The organism is Saccharospirillum alexandrii (genome assembly GCF_004000275.1).
GTDB classification, from domain to species: Bacteria; Pseudomonadota; Gammaproteobacteria; order Pseudomonadales; family Natronospirillaceae; genus Saccharospirillum; species Saccharospirillum alexandrii.
On the sequence record NZ_RCIP01000001.1, the window covers coordinates 842107 to 861688 of the forward strand.

A 19582-nucleotide genomic window follows, 5' to 3' on the forward strand; every position below is an offset into this window, starting at 1 on the left:
AAGATTCAACGTTGTGAAATCGATACGGGAGTGACGTGATCATCCACCTGGAATCCGTTCAGATCCAGGCCCGTGGAAGGCCCCAATTACTTCAGGCAGGCCTCAACTCGCTGTTTGAGGTCCCGGCGCCGTGACGCGTCGAGCATTGCCTGAGGATCATAGGCCAAAGTATCTATCAGTTGTGCCAATCGTGCCAGCGCTTCACGCTGACCCGGGTGTTCGTAGGCCAGTCGAGTCATAAAATCGCTGACGGTCTCGCCCGTGTGGCGGTTACCGTACTGGCGTTCAACCCGGCGCAAACTGGCCCAGGGCTCCGGCTGACGCCGGGGTAACTGCAGCAACCCGGTAAACCAGGCCATCAGCAGCCCCAGAACCCCCAGAAAGACAGCCATGGACGCCGCCGCATGCCAGGGGTTAATGCGCCCGAAGCGGGCTTCGAGCAAGCCCAGCGCATTACTCTGCTGATAATTCAGAATCGAGACCTGCCATTGATACTGAACAGAGTCCCACCAGAATCGCAGGTCGTTAAACGGCCCCAAATTTCGCCCAAATCGAGCCCCAAACGGCAAGTCGGACGGGTTGTCTTCACTAAGCCAGTCATCGAGGTTCAGATCTATACGCCCGGGGGCTACCGCCGCGGTCGGGTCTACCCGCTGCCACTGGCCATTCAGCCAAAGCTCCACCCAGGCATGAGCTTCCATTTGCCGAACCTGAATAAAATCACCGCTCTGGTTGTAAGTTCCACCCAGATATCCGCCCACCAATCGCGACGGTATGCCAGCCACTCGGGCCAGATAAGCGACGGCACTGGCATAGTGCGAACAGAAACCCAGCCGACCGTCAAACCAGAAATCACTCAGACTGTCGGCCGACAGATACTGCGGCGGCTGCAGAGTATATCGAAACGGTTCAGTGCGAATGTGGTTCAAAATAGCATCGATATAGGCTGCATCAGACCCTGCATTCTGGCGCAGCTCTAGCCCCCACTGCCGCAATGCCTCGTTACCCTGCTCCGGCAAACGCTGATACCACTGTAAAGCCGTTTCATTCGGCCAGGTAACCGACGCAGCCGACTGCGCCTCGTAGCGGTAAGTCTGGCTTAGGCTGTTGCGCCGGGCAGCCCGCCCATCGGGCAAGACGTATGCTTCCTGCCCGCGTACCTGCGTTGGCCAATCCAGAAAATACAGCCAGTGTTGCTGGGTTGCCTCCAGCAGCACAGAATATTCAAACTGCTCTGCCCCAGGCTGCGCCAAGGGTAACTGACCTCGCGGCCACTGAAAGCGATTTCGATCACGAAACCGGGCACGCCAGACACGGCCATTAAATTCGCCCAGTGTCGTACCCCGCCAATACCATTGCTGACGTGGTGGCGGATCGCCCTCGAACTGAACCCGGAACGCCGGTTCGGTGCTCTGCGCCAGCGAGGCCACGCTGCCCGGGTCAACTTCGTCTGACATGCCGGTCTGAGCGCCCCGCTCATCGTTGGGAATGGACCACAACGGCGGCAACCTCGGGAAAAAAAGAAAACCGGCAATCATGATGGGCACCGCGGCCACCATCAGTGCCAGGCTCAGTTTGGTTCCGCGTTTCCAACAAAATGTCTGATCTGCCGTCACCGCGTGCAGGGCGAGTGTATTGGCCAATACCATCGCGATGGCGACTAACGCTCCAACCGGCGTGTAGTTATACAACAGAAAAATCCCGGTCAGAAAGTACCCGAGATAGGCCTGAAAGATGCCGTCGCGACGGCGCATGACTTCCAGTGACTTGAGTAAATACCCGAGTACACAAAGTGCGACTGCGCTGTCCAGATTATAGGCTCTGAGCCCACTCAACAGGAGCCCGCCAATACCGACCAGCATGGCCAGAACAATCAGGCTGCGCGGGGCCTTGCGCATGTCGCCGTGCGTCACGCGCCAGCGCCATATCAGCACCAGTACAAACACCACACCCAGCCAGGGTGGCAAGTAGAACAGAAACGGCACCACCATCACGCCCTGTACCAGCAACAGCACCCACAATACCGGCAATGGCATTACACGATGCATGATGGGCACGAACTGGGTCATCTGAGCTCCCCGAATTCAGCCAGGGCGCGGCGACAGCGTTCCAGATGCCGCTGGCCTTTGTCCGGCTCTATCTCATAGCCCGGCAGGCGCAACCCGAAGGGCCGGTCCTGCTGTTGACAGCGGAGCATATGCCAGGCCAGCGCCGACAGTCGCATTTCAACCGCCAGGCCTGGCAATGCATGCCAGTCCAGCCACTGGTCTGCGGCCTGGTAATCCACGAAATGTTTAACCACCAGTTCATCCCGCGAAAAGGACGGCCAGTGCATCCGGTGCACGGAATCGCCAGCCTGGTATTCGCGCAACGAATGAAAATCTTCCGTTCCTGCCTGTACAAAATGGTCGTTACTGACATCACCTTCCGGCTCGGTGCCGACGGGTTGCAGCCGCTGCTCGACCGGTTTGGGATAGGCCCAGGCATCAAGGTCCATCTTGATATGAGACCAGGCGACGACCAGACCAAAGGGGTAGCGGCTCTCAAGCCGGAACCGGGGCAATGGCTGCCGCCCGCGTTGAGACGTGGGCCGACTTAGGGTGACCTGCGTGTCCCGACCGTCCATTTCTGCCCCTACCTGCCCCCAATCTTCATGGCGAAACTCCAGCGGGCCGCGATACCGTGACCGGGGTGACGACAACATCAGGGAGTAGCTCACGTTCTCACCGGCCTCGACCAGGCCCGCGGTTTCGGCCTGAACGACCAGACCGGAGAGGTTACGGTAAGTCAGATGCACTGCCGCCCATAGCATGGCTACGAGCCAAAACCCAAGTGCGTAATTCAGTGAACTTTCGAAATTGATGGCCACCAACAGCACGACCAGGGCCAACCCCAGCATCAGCAGACCCTGGCGCGTGGGCACAATAAAAATACGAGACTGGTTCAGGGTCACCTGTCGGCCGGGTGGCAACCGACGGCTCACCCAGGCATCCAGACGGCGCTGCAAGGGAGCTGGCCAGCGCATCAGAGCATCGCCTCAGGCTGCAATGACATCCACTTCGTCCAGCAGTTGCTGCACCAGTACGGCGGTGTCGTGTTCACGCTGGCCCTGTATCCGGTGCCCGGCTACGGCAGGGAAGACGCGTTGCACATCATCCGGCATCACATAGCGACGCCCTTCCACCAGTGCCATGGCGCGTGCGGCGGTCATCAACGCCAGCGCCCCGCGTGGCGACAAGCCCAGGCGGCATAGGCCAGATTCACGCGAGCTGTGCACCAGCCGCATCACATAGCTCAATACGGCGTCCGAAACTTTTACCGTTTCAACCTCAGCTTTAAGTGCTTGTAACTGATCTGCCGTCAGCACCGGCTTGAGTTCGGCCAGAAGCGAACGGCCCCGGGTCCCACTGAGCAGGCCTTTCTCCGACTCCAGGTCGGGGTACCCCAGGCTCAGCCGCATGAAAAACCGGTCGAGCTGCGACTCCGGCAAGGGGTAGGTTCCGGCCTGGCTTTGCGGGTTCTGGGTAGCGATCACATGGAAAGGCACTGGCAAGGCATGGGTCACCCCATCTGAACTGACCTGACCCTCTTCCATCGCCTCCAGCAAGGCACTTTGCGCCTTGGGCGTCGCCCGGTTCAGCTCGTCAGCCAACAGCAACTGGGTAAAGACCGGACCCGGATGAAACTGAAAGGCCTCTTGGTCCCGCCGGTATACCTGGGCGCCGATCACATCGGCAGGTAGCAGATCCGAGGTAAACTGAACCCGCTGATAATCCAGCGACAACAGGCGACCCAGCGTCTGCGCCAGCGACGTCTTGCCAACGCCAGGCAGGTCTTCGAGCAACACATGGCCATCGCTCAGAATCGCCACCCAGGCCAGCCGCACAACCTCGTCCTTGCCGGACACAACCTTGCCAGCCTGTGCCAGCAATTGTTGGGTTACCGTGGCGATATCGGTCATGCAGCGCGTTCCTTATACTCGGTGGTCACGTTTTTGGAGTTCGGGGTAGCTAAGCGGCATGAGCCCGCGTCGGATACCTGGGATGCCCCTGTGGGGTCGGCGTAGATCCATCCATGGAGCCTAGACCGCAGCATCCCTGCTGCGGACTTCCCCACAGGGCCACCCCAGGTACCCGCCACTTCTTACTCAGCGAACTCCAAAACTTGATTCAAATTATTACTTTGTCATAGCCATCTGGGCCAGCCATCACCTCAACGCATTGAGGCCTCGAGCCAGATCGTCTTTCATGTCTTCCACGTCTTCCAGCCCAACCGCGATGCGAATCAGGCCGGGCACAATTCCGGCCGTTTCTTTGGTCGCTTCATCCACCCGGCCATGCGTTGTGGTATAGGGGTGAGTGATGGTGGTTTTGGTATCGCCCAGGTTAGCGGTTATCGATAGGATGCGAGTAGCATCGATAACCGACCAGGCCGCTTTCTGCCCGCCTTCAACCACAAAACTGAGCACGCCGCCAAATCCTGATTGCTGACGCTTGGCCAGGTCGTGCTGCGGATGCGATGACAACCCGAGGTAATGTACTTTGGTCACTGCCGGCTGCTGTTCCAGCCATTCGGCCAGAGCCTGAGCATTGGCGCAATGCTGTTTCATACGCAGATTGAGTGTTTCCAGACCTTTCAGGAAGATCCAGGCATTGAACGGGCTCATGCTCGGGCCTGCACTGCGCAGGAACCCGACAATCTCGTTGATCTGCTCTTCACGACCGACTACGGCACCACCCAGTGCACGACCCTGGCCATCAATGAACTTGGTCGCTGAGTGAATCACGATGTCGGCGCCCTGCTCCAATGGCCGCTGCAATGCTGGCGTGCAGAAACAGTTGTCTACCACCAGCAACGCATTAGCTTCACGGGCAATCGCCGACACCGCTTCCAGATCGGTCACTTCAGACAAAGGGTTCGATGGTGTTTCCAGAAACAATAGCCGGGTGTTGGGCTGGATCGCTGCCTGCCAGGCGCTGACGTCCTTGGGGTCCACATAGGTGGTGGTCACGCCAAAGCGTTCCAAATAGCGGTTGAACACCACATTGGTCGAGCCAAAAATGCTGCGCGACGAGACCAGGTGATCCCCGCTTTTCAGAAAGGCCATGCACACACTGAAGATAGCCGCCATGCCCGAACTGGTGGCGGCGCAGGCTTCGCCGCCTTCCAGCAAGGCAAGCCTTGCCTCGAACGCCTGAACCGTCGGATTGGTATAGCGTGAGTAGACGTTACCTTCCTGATCTCCCGAAAAAGTAGCGGCTGCATCGGCGGCGCTGTCAAATACGTAGGACGATGTCATGAACAGCGCTTCGGAGTGCTCCATCTCAGCCGTATGCCAGTAGCCGCCTCGCACCGCTTGCGTCGCGGGCCGGGCCTGGTTGACAGCGTCTTCACGCGATTTGTTCATCTCGGTTCCTGGTAATCTAATCGATAGGGCTTCATTGGGCTGAACGGACGGCGCTTCCCTGCCAGAAGCGCCGTCTACTTGGCAGATCAGTTGTCGTTATGCAGATCAACCATGGGCGTTTCGTCATCGGTGCTGCGTCGCTCCCCCTGTGAGGCATCATTGCGCAAGGCCTCCAATGCCGCCAGATAATCGCCGTCGATGTCACCGGTCACGTATTGTCCGTCGAACACCGAACAATCAAAGGCGCGCACATCGGCCTTGTGAGATTGCACGGCCTGGCGCAAATCTTCAAGTTCCTGATAAATCAGTTTGTCGGCACCGATCATCTGGCGAATTTCTTCGTTATCACGACCGTGAGCAATCAGCTCATGGGCGGCCGGCATATCGATTCCGTAGACATTGGGGTAGCGGACTTCCGGCGCGGCCGAGGCGAAATACACCTTTTTGGCGCCGGCATCGCGGGCCATCTCGATGATTTCGTTGCAGGTGGTACCGCGCACAATGGAGTCATCAACCAGCAAGACATTCTTGCCCTTGAATTCCAGACCAATGGCATTGAGCTTCTGGCGAACCGATTTCTGGCGCTGTTTCTGGCCTGGCATGATGAAGGTTCTGCCGATGTAACGGTTCTTCATGAAACCCTCCCGGTAGTGCACACCAAGCCGGTTGGCCAGTTGCAGCGCACTGGTGCGGCTGGTGTCGGGAATGGGGATAACCACGTCAATATCGTGGTCTGGCCAGTCACGGGAGATCTTGTCGGCCAGGGCATCGCCCATGCGCAACCGTGCCTTGTAGACAGAAATACCGTCGATGATGGAATCTGGCCGGGCAAAATACACGAATTCGAACATGCACGGTGACAATTGCGGATGATCGGCGCACTGGCGCGTGTGCAACTGCCCCTGGGGGTCAATGTAAACGGCCTCACCCGGGTGGACATCCCGCATCAGTTTATAACCGAGCACATCGAGGGCGACGCTTTCGGAAGCGATCATATACTCGATACGACCGCCTTCGCTGGTGCGTTCCCCGATCACCAGCGGTCGAATGCCAAAGGGGTCGCGAAATGCAACCATGCCGTAACCCGAAATCATGGCGATGGCGGCATAGCCACCCCGGCAACGGCGATGCACCGCGGCTACCGCTGCAAAGATATCATCGGCGCCCGGTTGCAGCTTGCCCTGAAGTTGCAGCTCGTGCGCAAACACGTTGAGCAATACTTCGGAGTCTGATGTGGTGTTCACATGACGCAAATCAGACTGGTACAGCGCCGTGTTCAATTCACTCGAATTGGTCAGGTTGCCATTGTGAGCCAGTACAATGCCGTAGGGTGAATTGACGTAAAACGGCTGACTCTCTGCGGTGCTGGACGACCCGGCTGTTGGATAGCGAACATGGCCAATGCCAATGTTACCCGTCAAACGTTGCATATGGTTGATGCGAAACACGTCGCGCACCAGGCCATTGCTCTTGCGCAGATAAAACCGTCCTGCGTCTTCCGTTACGATACCTGCGGCATCCTGCCCCCGGTGCTGCAATACCGTTAAGGCATCGTACAGCTGTTGATTAACGGCAGAATCACTAACGATGCCCACTATACCGCACATGGCTTACTCACCTCCGACCGACAGAATGGCATTGGATGCTTTGTTGATGTATTCACCGGTCCAACTGATCACCGGTTCAAAGAAAGGTACCAGCAGCGAGTTCTGCCAGAATTGATCGAGTGCAAACAACCGTCCCAGTGCCAGTAGGGCAACCACGACAACCAGCCCGCGCAAGAGGCCAAACACCATGCCCAGCACCCGGTCGGTACCGGTCAGGCCGGTCATACGAACGAATTCGCCAAGCAAATGGTTGATCAGGGCGCCAACGACCAGAGTAGCAACGAAGAGGATGGCAAAGGCAGCGGTGTAGCGCCAGGCGTCAGATTGAATCAGCCCGGCCAGAACGACCGCCAACTTGTCACTGAACAGGCGCGCAATAACCAGGGCCACTATCCAGGTTGCCAGCGACAACGCTTCCCGGGTAAAGCCGCGCTTCAGGCTGATCAGGGACGAAACGATAAGAATGACCAGAATGGTCCAGTCGATGGCTGTCATAGTGATCCTATTTCGAAATCGCGGGCATTCTAACAGACCCGCTTCGATTGTGAACCGCGCCCGTTAGCGCACGACCTGACCATCATGGCTGAAAGCGCACCACCAGCCCCTGCAGCCCGGTCTGTTCCAGAATGGTCTGCTGCACCTGTCTCACTCGCTCCAGATCGCCGTCTGGCCCAACCAGTACCTGGGTAAAGACCGAGCCATCCGACAACAACACCTCATTCACATAGGTGTCGTAATCCTGCTCACGTAACTGGTCTCTTAATTCGGCGGCTTTGGCACTGTCGCGAAAACTGGCCACCTGCACGCTCCAGGCGCGCCCACTTGGGGTTTCTGGCGGAACCACGTTGGTCTCAGCTGACGGCTCGGGTTCAACCGGCGCTGCCTCGGCAAGCGCCGGGCTGGTATCGGCCGGTTCCGCGCTGTTGTCATTCTGCTCGGGCTGGGCCTGAGGCGGATCCGGCAGTGCCGGCAGTACATCGGCCGCCGGTTCCGCCACCCGGATATGAGACACATCCGGCCGCTTGGGCTTGGGGGGAATCTGGGTGATTTTTTCCGGGATGCGGCCGTCTCCGTCGAGTACGACCGGAGCAATCAGAAACACCAGTGCCAGTATGACCAGCGCCCCGACCAGGCGCTGTTGAATTCGAACGTCCAAACCTTGCTCCAATAGACACTACGATGAACCGGACGCCGCGTGCCCCGTTTATTGCGACAAAAGACTCAAGGCATCGGCGACGGTAAAAAAGGAGCCGCACACCAGGATCGGTAACCCCTGTGCATCTTTCGGCGCAGCCGCCACCGCTGCGGCAACGGAATCATAGCACCGGGCCGGGCTGACTGTCGCCCTGGCGTTCAGTTCTGTGGCGGTTAGCCCGCGCGGCACCGACAAGGTCACCAGCGACCAGCTCGCCGCCAGCGGTGCCAGCGCCCGGGTCACCGCTTCGACGTCTTTGTCTGCCAGCATGCCCAGCAGCACATGCCAGCGACGATCTCCCAGCCGACGTGCCAGGTAACGCGCCGCATGAGGGTTGTGACCAACGTCCAGTACCCAGTCACATCCGTGCTTGCGGATTCTCTGCATGCGCCCCGCCGGGACCACTGCATTAAACGCCGCCAGCGTCTGGTCATCCGTCAACTTGAATGGCGAACGCGCAAAGGCCTGACGCGCTGTCACCAGATTGTCCGACGGTACTGTGGTCGTCAGCCCCGTCGCTTTCACGCTGTGTTTGCCATCGGCATCGGCCCACCATAGCTCCGCGTCGTCGGCACCGTGGGTTTGGCCCAGCGATGAGACGGGAGCCGTCAGTGCCTCGGCGCAGGCCACCACGGTAGACGGCAAGTCATCACTGCCCAGAACGGCATCGGCGCCCGAGCGGAAGATACCGGCTTTCTCGACGCCGATCTGATTGCGATCGGTGCCCAGAAAGGCCGCATGGTCCAGATCAACCGTAGTCACGATGGCGACATTCGGATCCACCAGGTTTACCGCATCGAGCCGCCCACCCAGCCCGACCTCCAGCACCCAAACATCCAGATCGGCAGCCTGGAACACCACAAAGGCTGCGAGGGTGGTAAATTCGAAATAGGTCAGTGTGACCTCGCCCCGGGCCAGTTCTACCTGCTCGAAAGCCGCTATCAGGCATTCATCGGTTACCGGTGTTGAATCGATTTGTACGCGCTCGTTGAACCGGTGCAGATGCGGCGAGGTGTAGAGCCCGACCCGGCAACCGGCGAGCAGACTCATCTGACGCAGGGCGTCGCAGGTAGACCCCTTGCCATTGGTACCGGCTACGGTGAACACGAATGGCCGCGTGCGCCCGGTTGACGCCAGGGGCAGGTCCAGACGTGACGCGACCGCCCGGAGGCGGTCGAGTCCCATATCGATGGCCTGGCTGTGCAGGTGTTCGAGGTAGCTCAGCCAGTCGTCGAGTGTGGCGTCAGGCTGCGGACGCATGGGTGAGTTTCTTCAGCAGGCCAGCCAGTCGATCGCGCTGCTCGTGGCGATGCAGAATCATATCGATGGCGCCTTTTTCCAACAGGAACTCACTGCGCTGAAAGCCTTCCGGCAATTGTTCACGCACGGTTTGCTCAATAACGCGGGGTCCGGCAAAGCCGATCAGGGCGTTCGGTTCAGCGACGTTAACATCGCCCAGCAAGGCCAGCGATGCAGACACACCACCAAAACAGGGATCAAGCATGACGGAAATGTACGGCACGCCGGCTTCACGCAACTTTTCGATCGCGGCACTGGTCTTGGCCATTTGCATCAGCGAAAACAGGGCTTCCTGCATGCGTGCCCCACCCGAAGTGGCAAAACAGATCAGCGGGCGACGCTCTTCGAGTGCAACGGTCGCTGCCTGAGCAAACTTCTCGCCAACGACGGCACCCATAGAGCCACCCATGAAGTTAAAGTCAAAGGCAGCCACCACCACCGGCAAGCCTTCCAGAGTCCCTTTAACGGTGACCATGGCGTCGTTTTCACCCGTGGCCTTTTGCGCAGCCGACAACCGGTCTTTGTAGCGTTTGCCGTCACGGAACTTGAGCCGGTCACGTGGCATCACATCCGTCGCGAACTCTTCGCGGCCTTCTTCATCGAGAAACAGGTCAATACGGCGCCGGGCGCCAATGCGCATATGATGTTCACACTTGGGACAGACGTCCTGATTGCGCTCCAGCTCCGGACGGTACAGTACGGCGCTGCATTTGGGGCATTTCTTCCAGAGACCTTCCGGCACACTGGAGCGTTGACTCGCGCCCGACCGAATCAGTGACGGTACAATTTTGTCCAGCCAGCTACTCATCGCTTCCTCATCATTCGATGTTCGAATTAAGCATTATGCGCGACCCATGGCGGTGCGCATATCACCCAACAACTTAGACACTTGTGACGAAATTTCAATGGCTGATTCAGATTCCAGCTTCTCAATCGCATTCACCAGCACCGAGCCAACAATGACGCCACTGCATACGCTGGCCACCCGGGCGGCCGTTTCACCGTCCCGAATACCAAAGCCAACGCACACCGGTATGTCCGTGTGTTGTTCAATCCAGCGCATGCGTTCTGCTACTTCGTCGACGTTCAGGGTATTGGCCCCGGTAATGCCTTTCAGTGACACATAGTAGATCCAGCCAGTACTGCGCTTGCATATAATGTCGAAACGCTCATTAGTGGTTGTGGGCGTGACCAGGTAGATCAGATCCAGACCAACGGCCTTTGCATAGTCAACGATACCACCGCCCTCTTCCGGTGGCATATCAACCATCAACAAGCCATCAACACCGGCTGCGTGCGCGGCGTTGACGAAGGTCTCGTAACCCATCCACTCAACCGGGTTCAGGTAGCCCATCAATACAACGGGCGTGTCCTGATTGGTTTTGCGAAATTCAGCGACAATGTCGAGGGTTTTACGCAGCGACATGCCATTGGCCAGCGCCCGCTCATTGGCGCGCTGAATCGCCGGACCATCGGCCATGGGGTCGGAGAACGGCATACCCAGCTCAATGATGTTGGCACCCTGTTCCACCAGCGCATGCATCAGCGGCAGCGTTACGTCGGGGCGCGGGTCACCGGCGGTTACAAAGGGAATCAGGGCCTTGCGACCCTCGGATTTCAGGCGTTCAAAGGTAGCAGCAATACGACTCATAACAATTCCTTGGTGGGATAACGGAAGCGGGCCCTGCTGTCAGGGCCCCTCACCGATCCTTAAATTGACAAACCATCCAGTGCCGCCACGGTGTGAACATCTTTGTCACCCCGGCCAGACAGATTCACGATGATACGCTTGCCCTTGCCCAGCTGCTTGGCCAGCTTCTTGGCATAGGCGATCGCGTGTGCGCTTTCGAGCGCAGGCATGATGCCTTCGGTTCGGGTTAACTCGCGGAAGGCATCCAGCGCTTCATCATCGGTAATGGCCACGTATTTTGCGCGGTTCGAATCTTTCAACCAGGCATGCTCGGGCCCAACACCGGGGTAGTCGAGGCCGGCCGATACAGAATGGGTCGCACTGATCTGGCCATCGTCGTTGGCCATGATGTAGGTGCGGTTGCCATGCAACACGCCCGGGCGGCCCTTGCTCAGGGGTGCTGCGTGATCATCACCGTCGAGCCCGTGCCCACCGGCTTCCACACCATAGATTTCAACACCCTCGTCGTTCAGAAATTCCCAGAACAGGCCAATGGCATTCGACCCACCGCCGACACAGGCGACCAGGGCATCCGGCAGCTCACCGGTTTGCTCCAGTATCTGCCGGCGTGCTTCACGACCGATAATGGAGTTGAAATCACGTACCAGTGTCGGATAGGGGTGCGGGCCAGCGACCGTACCAATGATGTAGTAGGTGTCATCAACATTGGTCACCCAGTCACGCATGGCTTCGTTCATCGCATCTTTCAGGGTGCGTGACCCGGAGGTTACCGACACCACTTCCGCACCCAGCAACCGCATGCGGTACACGTTCAGCTTCTGGCGCTCTACGTCTTCGGCCCCCATGTACACCACGCATTTAAGCCCCAGCCGGGCGGCTACGGTGGCGGTTGCAACACCATGCTGACCGGCCCCGGTTTCAGCAATCACCCGGGGCTTGCCACTGTATTTTGCCAGCAGCGCCTGGCCGATGGTGTTGTTGATCTTGTGCGCGCCAGTGTGGTTCAGATCTTCACGTTTAAGATAAATGTCGGCTCCGCCCCAGTTTTTGGTCAGGCGCTCCGCCAGATACAAAGGAGACGGGCGGCCTACGTATTGCGCCAGGTCTTTATCGAACTGCTGACGAAAATCGGGGTCGTCTTTCAACTTGGTGTACATGGCGGACAGCTCATCGAGCGCATCCATCAGGGTTTCTGAAGCAAAACGCCCGCCATAAGGACCAAAGTGGCCGGTCGCGTCCGGATGAGCGTGGTAGTCTTCGGTAATCGTTGTCATCGGTATTATCTTCCTGCATCGGCCAGGGTTACCTGGCGCATAAATTCAGTCATCTTGTCGGGCGATTTAAGGCCTTTACCGGCCTCGATTCCGCCACTGACGTCTACGCCCTGCGGTCTGATGGCACAGACCGCTTCATTCACATTGGCCGGCGTGAGCCCCCCGGCCAAGACTATACGGCGTCGCCATCGTTCTGGGATGAGTGACCATTGAAAGGTTTCACCGGTTCCACCCGGAACGCCGGCTTTGTAGGCATCCAAAATCCAGCCGTCTGCGTCCTGGTATTGGTCCAGAGCCTGTGCGAGCGAATCGGAATCCCGAACGCGCAGCGCCTTGATCCAGGGGCGGTCGAAGCTGGCACAGAAATCCGGGGATTCGTCGCCGTGAAATTGCAGTACATCGAGCGACACCAGGCTTAGGGTTTCCCGGACCTCCGCTTCGGTGGGGTTTACAAATAACCCAACCCGGCTGCAAAAAACGCCTGCGGCTTTGGCCAAAGGCGCGGCTTGGCCGGGCGTAACGGCTCGCGGACTTGGTGGATAAAACACCAGCCCGATGGCATCGACGCCCAGTCGATCAGCAAACTCAACATCGCTCTGACGCGTCATGCCGCAATATTTGATTCGGGTCCGCGGGTGCGGCCCTGGGTGAGGCGTGTTTTCCGGGCTCATGGTCCGTTCCTGACAGTATCCATGCCAGTCTACCAAAGCCGGGGGCCAGTCCCAATGCCCTTGGTGACAAAGAGTGGCGGTATTATGAGCCTTTCGGAATTAAACCTCTGTCAGGCCGGCAAACCCATCCAGAATGGCTGGCCCGGCTTCGCGTTCGGGCAAATCGCCACGCTCGTACCGGGCTCTAACAAAATACAGGCCAGCCGCTGGTGCGGTGATGCCGCCCCGGTTCCGATCCCGGCCTTCCAGCACTTCGAGAGCCCATGCGACCGGTTTGTCGCCACGACCAATGGCCATCAGTACACCCATGATGTTGCGCACCATGTGGTACAGGAAACCGTTGGCGCGCGCCTGCAACACGATCAGTCGACCCTGGCGCACCAGCCTGAGCTCGCGAACGTCTTTCACGGGTGAGTGCGCCTGACAATTGGCCGCACGGAAGGACGAGAAGTCGTGCTCGCCCAGCAGCAGATTGGCAGCGGCCTGCATGCGCTCGAGGTTCAGTTCGCGGCGCTCCCACGTCATCCCATCGCGCAGAATACCGCTGGGCATGGGGGCGTTATAAACGATGTAGCGGTAGGCGCGTTCGCGCGCTGAGAAGCGAGCGTGAAAATCGATATCCACGGCCTGAGTCCACTGCACACTGATGTCGTTGGGCAGCTCCGTATTCACGCCCGACGTCCAGCCATAGGCTTTGCGGTAGCTGGCCGTATCGAAATGCAGAATCTGATTGCTGGCGTGAACGCCGGCGTCGGTGCGACCGGCGACAATAAGATCAACCGGTTCATTGGCCACCTTGGAAATGGCTTTGGTGAGTTCAGCCTGAACGGTTCGCACTCCGGTTTTCTGGATCTGCCAGCCATAATACTCAGTGCCCCGGTACTCCACGCACATGGCTACCCGGTAACGGTGCCCGGATTTTAAAAAGGGAAATGCTTCTGTCATGAGTCCAAAAAAAACGCCGCTCAGGGAGCGGCGCAGTTTACAGCATTCGGGTCGGTTTAAAAGACCCGACCAGACTAAGGATTAGAGCTGATCCATCAATTCCTTGGCCATGCGTTTTTGCTCATCGGTGCCTTCATGAGCGACTTCTTCCAGGATGTCACGTGCGCCATCCTTGTCGTCCATTTCAATGTAAGCCCGGGCCAAGTCTAGCTTGGTGCTGGCTTCGTCGTTGCCTGACAGGAAATCGAACTCATCATCATCAAGCTCAGCTTCACCCGGCAAGGCGTCTGCAAGGTCCTGAAGCGGATCGGTATCTTCCGCCAGATCTACGGACAGGTCGTCGGACTCGTCATTATCCAGACTCAGGCTATCGTCGGTAGGCAGCTCGTCTGGCTCAACCGACTCGAGCGCATCATCGGCGTCGTCCAGTGATGCAAGCTCAGCGTCGAAATCCAGGTCATCTTCACTGTCCAGCTTCGGCAGTTCCGGTTCCGGTTCGAGCGATGTTTCATCCAGACTGAAGTCGAGATCAGAGGACAACTCGCCACCCTCAGACTCGTCGAAATCAAAATCGAGCTCGGAAGATGCTGGTTTTGGCTGCTCCGCTGCCGGCTCTTCGTCGTCCAGACCCAGCTCTTGCAAGTCGAAATCCAGGCCTTCATCGTCGTCGCCTTCCGGCAACTCAAGATCGTCGAGGTCGAGGCTGAAATCCAGATCACTGCTCGCTTCACTGCCTGGTGAATCGAGTGTCAGTTTCGAATCGGAAGGCTGCTCTGGCGCCGGGCGGTCGTCAACAGATGCAGAGTACTCAAAGTCGCTGGATTCTGCCTTGTCATCCAGGGAGGACATATCTTCACTGTCCGCGCTGAAATTACCAAAGTCCAGATCGTCATCGTCCAACTCTGAGTCCATTGATTCGCTGGCACCGAGCAGTGGCATCCGATTACGAAACTCATCTGCCTGAGCTTTTTGCTCAGCCGACAAGCTCAGCTTGCTCTCCAGTTCGGAAAACGCCGAACTGTTTCCGGTTTCCGCATAAACTTCAAGCAGCTTCAGGCCAATATCAGCTCGGTTCGGCTGCTCGGCAAAGGCCGACTTCAGCTTCTCTTCAGCCTGATCGTATTTCTGATAGGCCATGTACATCTCAGCTTCCATGACCGCATCACTGGTGGCGTCAGTATCGTCAGTAGCGAGGTCTTCGAAATCGTCTTCGGCATCGAAACTGTCGATCATGTCATCGTCGAAGTTTTCGTCGAAACCCGGGTCTACATCGGCTGTGTCGGCATCGTCGAGGTCAACCAGGTTTTCTTCTTCGTTCTTGTTACGCCGGCTGCGCAGGTAGAAAGGCAACAGCAGAATAACCATCAGGCCCGCCGCTGCCGCCACCATATTGGCAACGCTGGAGGTTACCCAGTTAATCGCCGGCTGGAGGAACCCCATTACACCGGGTTCGGGAGCAGGTGGAACAACAGGTTGCGGTTCTGGTTCCGGCTGAGGCTCGGGTTCCGCTACAGCCTCTGGTTCTGTTTGAGCGGGTTCAGTAGCGTCACCTTGTTCAACTGGCGATGCTGTGCTGTCATCCGGGCTGTCGGTTGTTGCATCAACTGCCGCAGGCGGCATTGCCGACTCGTCCTGTTCATTCGCAGCCACCTCATCTGCCTGCTCTGCAAGCTCTGCCTGAAAAGCCGCTGCATCACCACTTTGCAGATTGATCATCCGCTCCATGATAGCGAGCTGCTCTTCGAGCTCGGATACCCGGCTCTGCAGTTCATTACGCTCACGCTCAAACTGATCGTTCAACTCACCGGCAATGGCCAGTTCATTCTCGAGCCGTTCAAGCTCACCCTGATCGACCGATTCACCACCGGCGCTCGTGCCGGCTTCGCCATCGGCCGACACTTCCAGGTAACCGTCCGGGTCGCGCTCGCCGTCCTGTTCAGGCAACGCTGAACTGGTCGATTCTGTCGCAGACAGCTGAACTTCGGTTGCTTCCGCAGAAGCTGTGGTCGGCCTGGATGAAGCCGCCCGACCCTGATTCTGGCTTTCAACTTCCCGGATAGCTTCCTGAACGCTGCGACTGCCCATTTGCTCAGCCGTCGGGAACGTCAGCACGCTGCCGGCTTTCAGGCGATTGATGTTGTCGTTCAGGAAGGCATCGGGGTTAACATCCTGCAAGGCCAGCATGACCTGCTGCATGTTGTAACCGTCTCGTCCCGGCACCCGCATGGCAATTTCCCACAGAGTGTCGTTGCGCTGTACACGGTATTCGTCACCCGCTAGGTTGTCTTCACGCGGTTCGGTCTCTGCCGGCACCGGTGCAGTCTCCTGGCTGCTCTGAGAGACGGTTGTGGTCGTGCTGATTTCGCGGCTCGGGGCAGCTTCCTGCCGGGCTGCCGGATCGATCACCAGAGACTCGCCAACCACCCCGGTATCGAATACAGGCGGGTCGAGCAGCAAGGTGTACTCTTTCAGCAACCGCCCACCGGGCCAGTTCACTTCAACCAGAAAGTTCAGAAAGGGCTCGCGAACTGGCTGACGGGTCTCCAGTGCGATGATCAGATCACCCGCCTCGTTCTCCTCGAGGGAAAACTGAATGTTGGACAGAAAGAAACTGCGCTCAATGCCAGCGCGCACGAAGGCATCGTTGCTGGCCAGGGTCGGGATGATTTCACCCGCAGTCAGGCCACGCAATTGCGTAAGTTCTATGTCCGCATCGAGCGGTTCATTCAAGTTCGAATTGAGCTCAATATCACCCAATCCAAGCGCATGCGCTACATTTGTAAACGCCAGCGCAGAAATAGCAAATACAAGCGCTTGTTTTTTGAACATCGTCCTTTTCCCTTCCCTCAACCCTGATATCAATACCACATTTGGCACCAATATATTGAAAAGGAGTTCGCTATTGTATGGTCAGGGCGCCTTAATTCGAGAACTGGTTCTCAATTTTTATTGCACACCCAAATTAACGGCTTTGAAAACTAGAAAGGACTTTCAAAACTTACGCTAAGTATTATTGATAAAAGGATTTTTCGCAACACAAGGGGTTTTTTGTTATCGCTTTGATCACACTTTTTTAGCGACCAAACGCAAAAAAGCGACGCTGGCACGTCGCTTTGTCATAAATAAGCAATTGAAATTAAAAGAAAAACGCGGCGAACTGCTTATTTTGCCCGGCTCGCCGCGCTCATCCGTCCAGCGCCTAGATTTTGTGGTTCAAAATCGCCAGCATGCGGCGAATCGGCTCTGCAGCCCCCCACAACAGCTGGTCACCGACAGTAAAGGCACCCAGATAATCATCGCCCATGGCCAGTTTGCGAAGGCGCCCTACGGGCACTGACATGGTGCCGGTGACTTTGGCCGGTGTCAGTTCCTGCATCGTCGCTTCGCGTTCGTTCGGGATCACCTTAACCCAGTCGTTGGCACTGGCCAGAATCGACTCAACGTCGTTCAGTGGTACGTCTTTGCGCAGTTTGATCGTCATTGCCTGGCTATGTGAGCGCATGGCACCCACGCGCACACAGAGGCCATCGATCGGTATCGGCGAATCGCTGCGGCCAAGAATCTTGTTGGCTTCCACCTGGGCTTTCCACTCTTCCTTGCTCTGACCAGACGGCAAAGCCGAGTCGATCCAGGGAATCAGGCTGCCTGCCAGGGGCACGCCAAAGTGATCGCGCGGGTATTCATCGCTGCGGATGAATTCTGAAACCGTCTTGTCCAGCTCCAGAATGGCCGAGGCCGGGTCGGCCAGGAACGGCTCAGAAATGTTATGCACCGAGCCCATTTGCTGCAGCAACTCGCGCATGTGCTGAGCACCGGAACCCGAGGCTGCCTGATAGGTCATGGGTGACACCCATTCGATCAGGTTTTCACGGAACAGGCCGCCCAGACCCATCAGCATCAGGCTGACAGTGCAGTTACCACCGACAAAGGTTTTGGTACCGGCATCAACGGCGCGGTCAATCACATCCCGGTTAACCGGGTCGAGCACGATGACCGATTCATCCGCCATGCGCAGCGTTGAGGCGGCATCCAGCCAATAGCCCTGCCAACCTGTCTTGCGCAAGGGTTCATAGACTTCCGAGGTGTAATCGCCCCCCTGGCAGGTGATGATGACATCACAGGCCGCCAGCGCCTCAATATCCGTCGCTTTTTCCAGCACGGCCGGGCCCTGGCCAACGTCTGGCGCGGCCTGACCGGCTTGGCTGGTGGTAAAAAATACCGGCTCGATGCCTGCAAAATCGTTTTCTTCGCGCATGCGTTGCATCAGGACCGAGCCCACCATGCCACGCCAACCTACAAAACCGACTTTCATTCTATTCCTCTCAGTGTTCACGCCCTGCTCACGGCAACGACGTCACCTGTATTTGCGCTGGCCGCCTGTCGGCAGCATCAGCGAGACCCGGCTCATCCGGGCCATTGGTCGTCCGAATCGGGCGACGATTACTTTGTCAGTGCCGCGACAACGGCATCGCCCATGGCGTCTGTTGAGACCGCCGCTTCACCGGTAGCCGCAATATCAGCTGTGCGCAGCCCCTGGTCGAGCACATCACTTACCGCCCGCTCAATCGCATCGGCGGCCGCAGCCTGGCCGAGCGAGTATCGCAACATCATCGCCACTGACAGTATTGTTGCCAGCGGGTTGGCGATGCCCTTGCCGGCGATATCCGGAGCGCTGCCGTGAATCGGCTCGTACATGCCCTTGCCGTCAGCGTCGAGCGAAGCCGACGGTAGCATGCCAATGGAACCGGTCAGCATGGCGGCGCAATCGGACAAAATATCGCCAAACATGTTGCCGGTCACCATCACATCAAACTGCTTCGGCGCCCGTACCAGCTGCATGGCGGCGTTGTCGACGTACATATGCGACAACTCCACATCCGGATATTCGGCTGACAGTTCCTTCATGATATTGCGCCACAATACCGTAACTTCAAGGACATTGGCCTTATCAACCGAGCACAGGCGCTTGCCACGCTTACGCGCTGCTTCAAAGGCAACCCGACCGATGCGACGGATTTCAGTCTCGTTGTAGCGATAGGTGTTGAAGCCTTCACGCTCGCCACGATCATTGACAAACTCGCCACGCGGCTGTCCGAAATAGATGCCACCGGTCAGTTCGCGCACGATCAGAATATCGAGCCCGGAGACGATTTCGGGCTTGAGCGAGCTAGCACTGGCCAGTTGCGGGTACAGGATAGCCGGGCGCAGATTACCAAACAGCGCCAGTTCGGAGCGCAACCCCAGCAAGCCTTTCTCTGGGCGGACCGCCATATCAAGGCTATCCCATTGCGGGCCACCCACAGCACCGAGCAGAATGGCATCGGCCGCCCGAGCCTTGGCCAGAGTGTCTTCCGGCAACGGCTTACCCGTTGCCTCAATGGCAGCACCACCGACCAGGGCATGATCGAGCGTCAGCGTCAGCCCTTCCCGCTCGGCCACCGCGTTCAGAACCCGTTCGGCCTGAGTGACAATTTCAGGCCCAATACCATCGCCGGGTAAAATAAGAATGGAAGCGTTGTTGTTAGCTGTCATG

16 protein-coding genes are annotated in these 19582 nt (G+C 57.9%); all 16 read right to left on the minus strand.

Annotated features, from left to right (window positions below):
• Positions 1 to 86: 86 nt before the first annotated feature.
• Positions 87 to 2069, minus strand: a complete 1983-nt coding sequence (locus EP166_RS03945) for a transglutaminase TgpA family protein (protein WP_127555483.1) — start codon at positions 2067 to 2069, stop codon at positions 87 to 89.
• Positions 2066 to 3025: a DUF58 domain-containing protein gene (locus tag EP166_RS03950; RefSeq protein WP_127555484.1), complete on the minus strand. Its 960-nt coding sequence runs from the start codon at positions 3023 to 3025 to the stop codon at positions 2066 to 2068. The genes EP166_RS03945 and EP166_RS03950 overlap by 4 nt, the downstream gene beginning before the upstream one ends.
• Before the next feature lie 12 nt (positions 3026 to 3037).
• On the minus strand, positions 3038 to 3961 hold the full coding sequence (locus tag EP166_RS03955; RefSeq protein ID WP_127555485.1) for an AAA family ATPase: 924 nt from the start codon (positions 3959 to 3961) through the stop codon (positions 3038 to 3040).
• A 246-nt stretch (positions 3962 to 4207) separates the two neighbouring features.
• Positions 4208 to 5407, minus strand: coding sequence for an O-succinylhomoserine sulfhydrylase (locus EP166_RS03960; RefSeq protein WP_127555486.1), 1200 nt, complete (start codon positions 5405 to 5407; stop codon positions 4208 to 4210).
• 86 nt (positions 5408 to 5493) lie between these two features.
• Complete coding sequence (purF, locus tag EP166_RS03965) at positions 5494 to 7014, minus strand: amidophosphoribosyltransferase (protein WP_127555487.1); 1521 nt, start codon at positions 7012 to 7014, stop codon at positions 5494 to 5496.
• A 3-nt stretch (positions 7015 to 7017) separates the two neighbouring features.
• On the minus strand, positions 7018 to 7509 hold the full coding sequence (locus EP166_RS03970; protein ID WP_127555488.1) for a CvpA family protein: 492 nt from the start codon (positions 7507 to 7509) through the stop codon (positions 7018 to 7020).
• 82 nt (positions 7510 to 7591) lie between these two features.
• Positions 7592 to 8170: an SPOR domain-containing protein gene (locus EP166_RS03975; RefSeq protein ID WP_164743802.1), complete on the minus strand. Its 579-nt coding sequence runs from the start codon at positions 8168 to 8170 to the stop codon at positions 7592 to 7594.
• Between the two features lie 48 nt (positions 8171 to 8218).
• Complete coding sequence (folC, locus tag EP166_RS03980; protein ID WP_127555490.1) at positions 8219 to 9469, minus strand: bifunctional tetrahydrofolate synthase/dihydrofolate synthase; 1251 nt, start codon at positions 9467 to 9469, stop codon at positions 8219 to 8221.
• Complete coding sequence (gene accD, locus EP166_RS03985) at positions 9453 to 10316, minus strand: acetyl-CoA carboxylase, carboxyltransferase subunit beta (protein ID WP_127555491.1); 864 nt, start codon at positions 10314 to 10316, stop codon at positions 9453 to 9455. Before accD ends, folC begins: the two co-directional genes overlap by 17 nt.
• 33 nt (positions 10317 to 10349) lie before the next feature.
• Positions 10350 to 11159: a tryptophan synthase subunit alpha gene (gene trpA / locus EP166_RS03990; protein ID WP_127555492.1), complete on the minus strand. Its 810-nt coding sequence runs from the start codon at positions 11157 to 11159 to the stop codon at positions 10350 to 10352.
• A gap of 59 nt (positions 11160 to 11218) precedes the next feature.
• Positions 11219 to 12433: a tryptophan synthase subunit beta gene (trpB, locus tag EP166_RS03995; RefSeq protein WP_127555493.1), complete on the minus strand. Its 1215-nt coding sequence runs from the start codon at positions 12431 to 12433 to the stop codon at positions 11219 to 11221.
• Positions 12434 to 12438: 5 nt separating this feature from the next.
• Positions 12439 to 13104 carry a phosphoribosylanthranilate isomerase gene (locus EP166_RS04000; protein ID WP_127555494.1) on the minus strand — a complete coding sequence of 222 codons (666 nt, stop codon included), beginning with the start codon at positions 13102 to 13104 and terminating at the stop codon, positions 12439 to 12441.
• 99 nt (positions 13105 to 13203) lie between these two features.
• Complete coding sequence (truA, locus tag EP166_RS04005; protein ID WP_127555495.1) at positions 13204 to 14049, minus strand: tRNA pseudouridine(38-40) synthase TruA; 846 nt, start codon at positions 14047 to 14049, stop codon at positions 13204 to 13206.
• Between the two features lie 81 nt (positions 14050 to 14130).
• A complete protein-coding gene (locus EP166_RS04010; RefSeq protein ID WP_127555496.1) occupies positions 14131 to 16878 on the minus strand; it encodes a FimV/HubP family polar landmark protein in 2748 nt (915 codons plus the stop codon).
• 370 nt (positions 16879 to 17248) lie between these two features.
• Positions 17249 to 18361: an aspartate-semialdehyde dehydrogenase gene (asd, locus tag EP166_RS04015; protein WP_127555497.1), complete on the minus strand. Its 1113-nt coding sequence runs from the start codon at positions 18359 to 18361 to the stop codon at positions 17249 to 17251.
• A gap of 128 nt (positions 18362 to 18489) precedes the next feature.
• Positions 18490 to 19581, minus strand: coding sequence for a 3-isopropylmalate dehydrogenase (gene leuB / locus EP166_RS04020; protein ID WP_127555498.1), 1092 nt, complete (start codon positions 19579 to 19581; stop codon positions 18490 to 18492).
• Position 19582 lies beyond the last annotated feature (1 nt).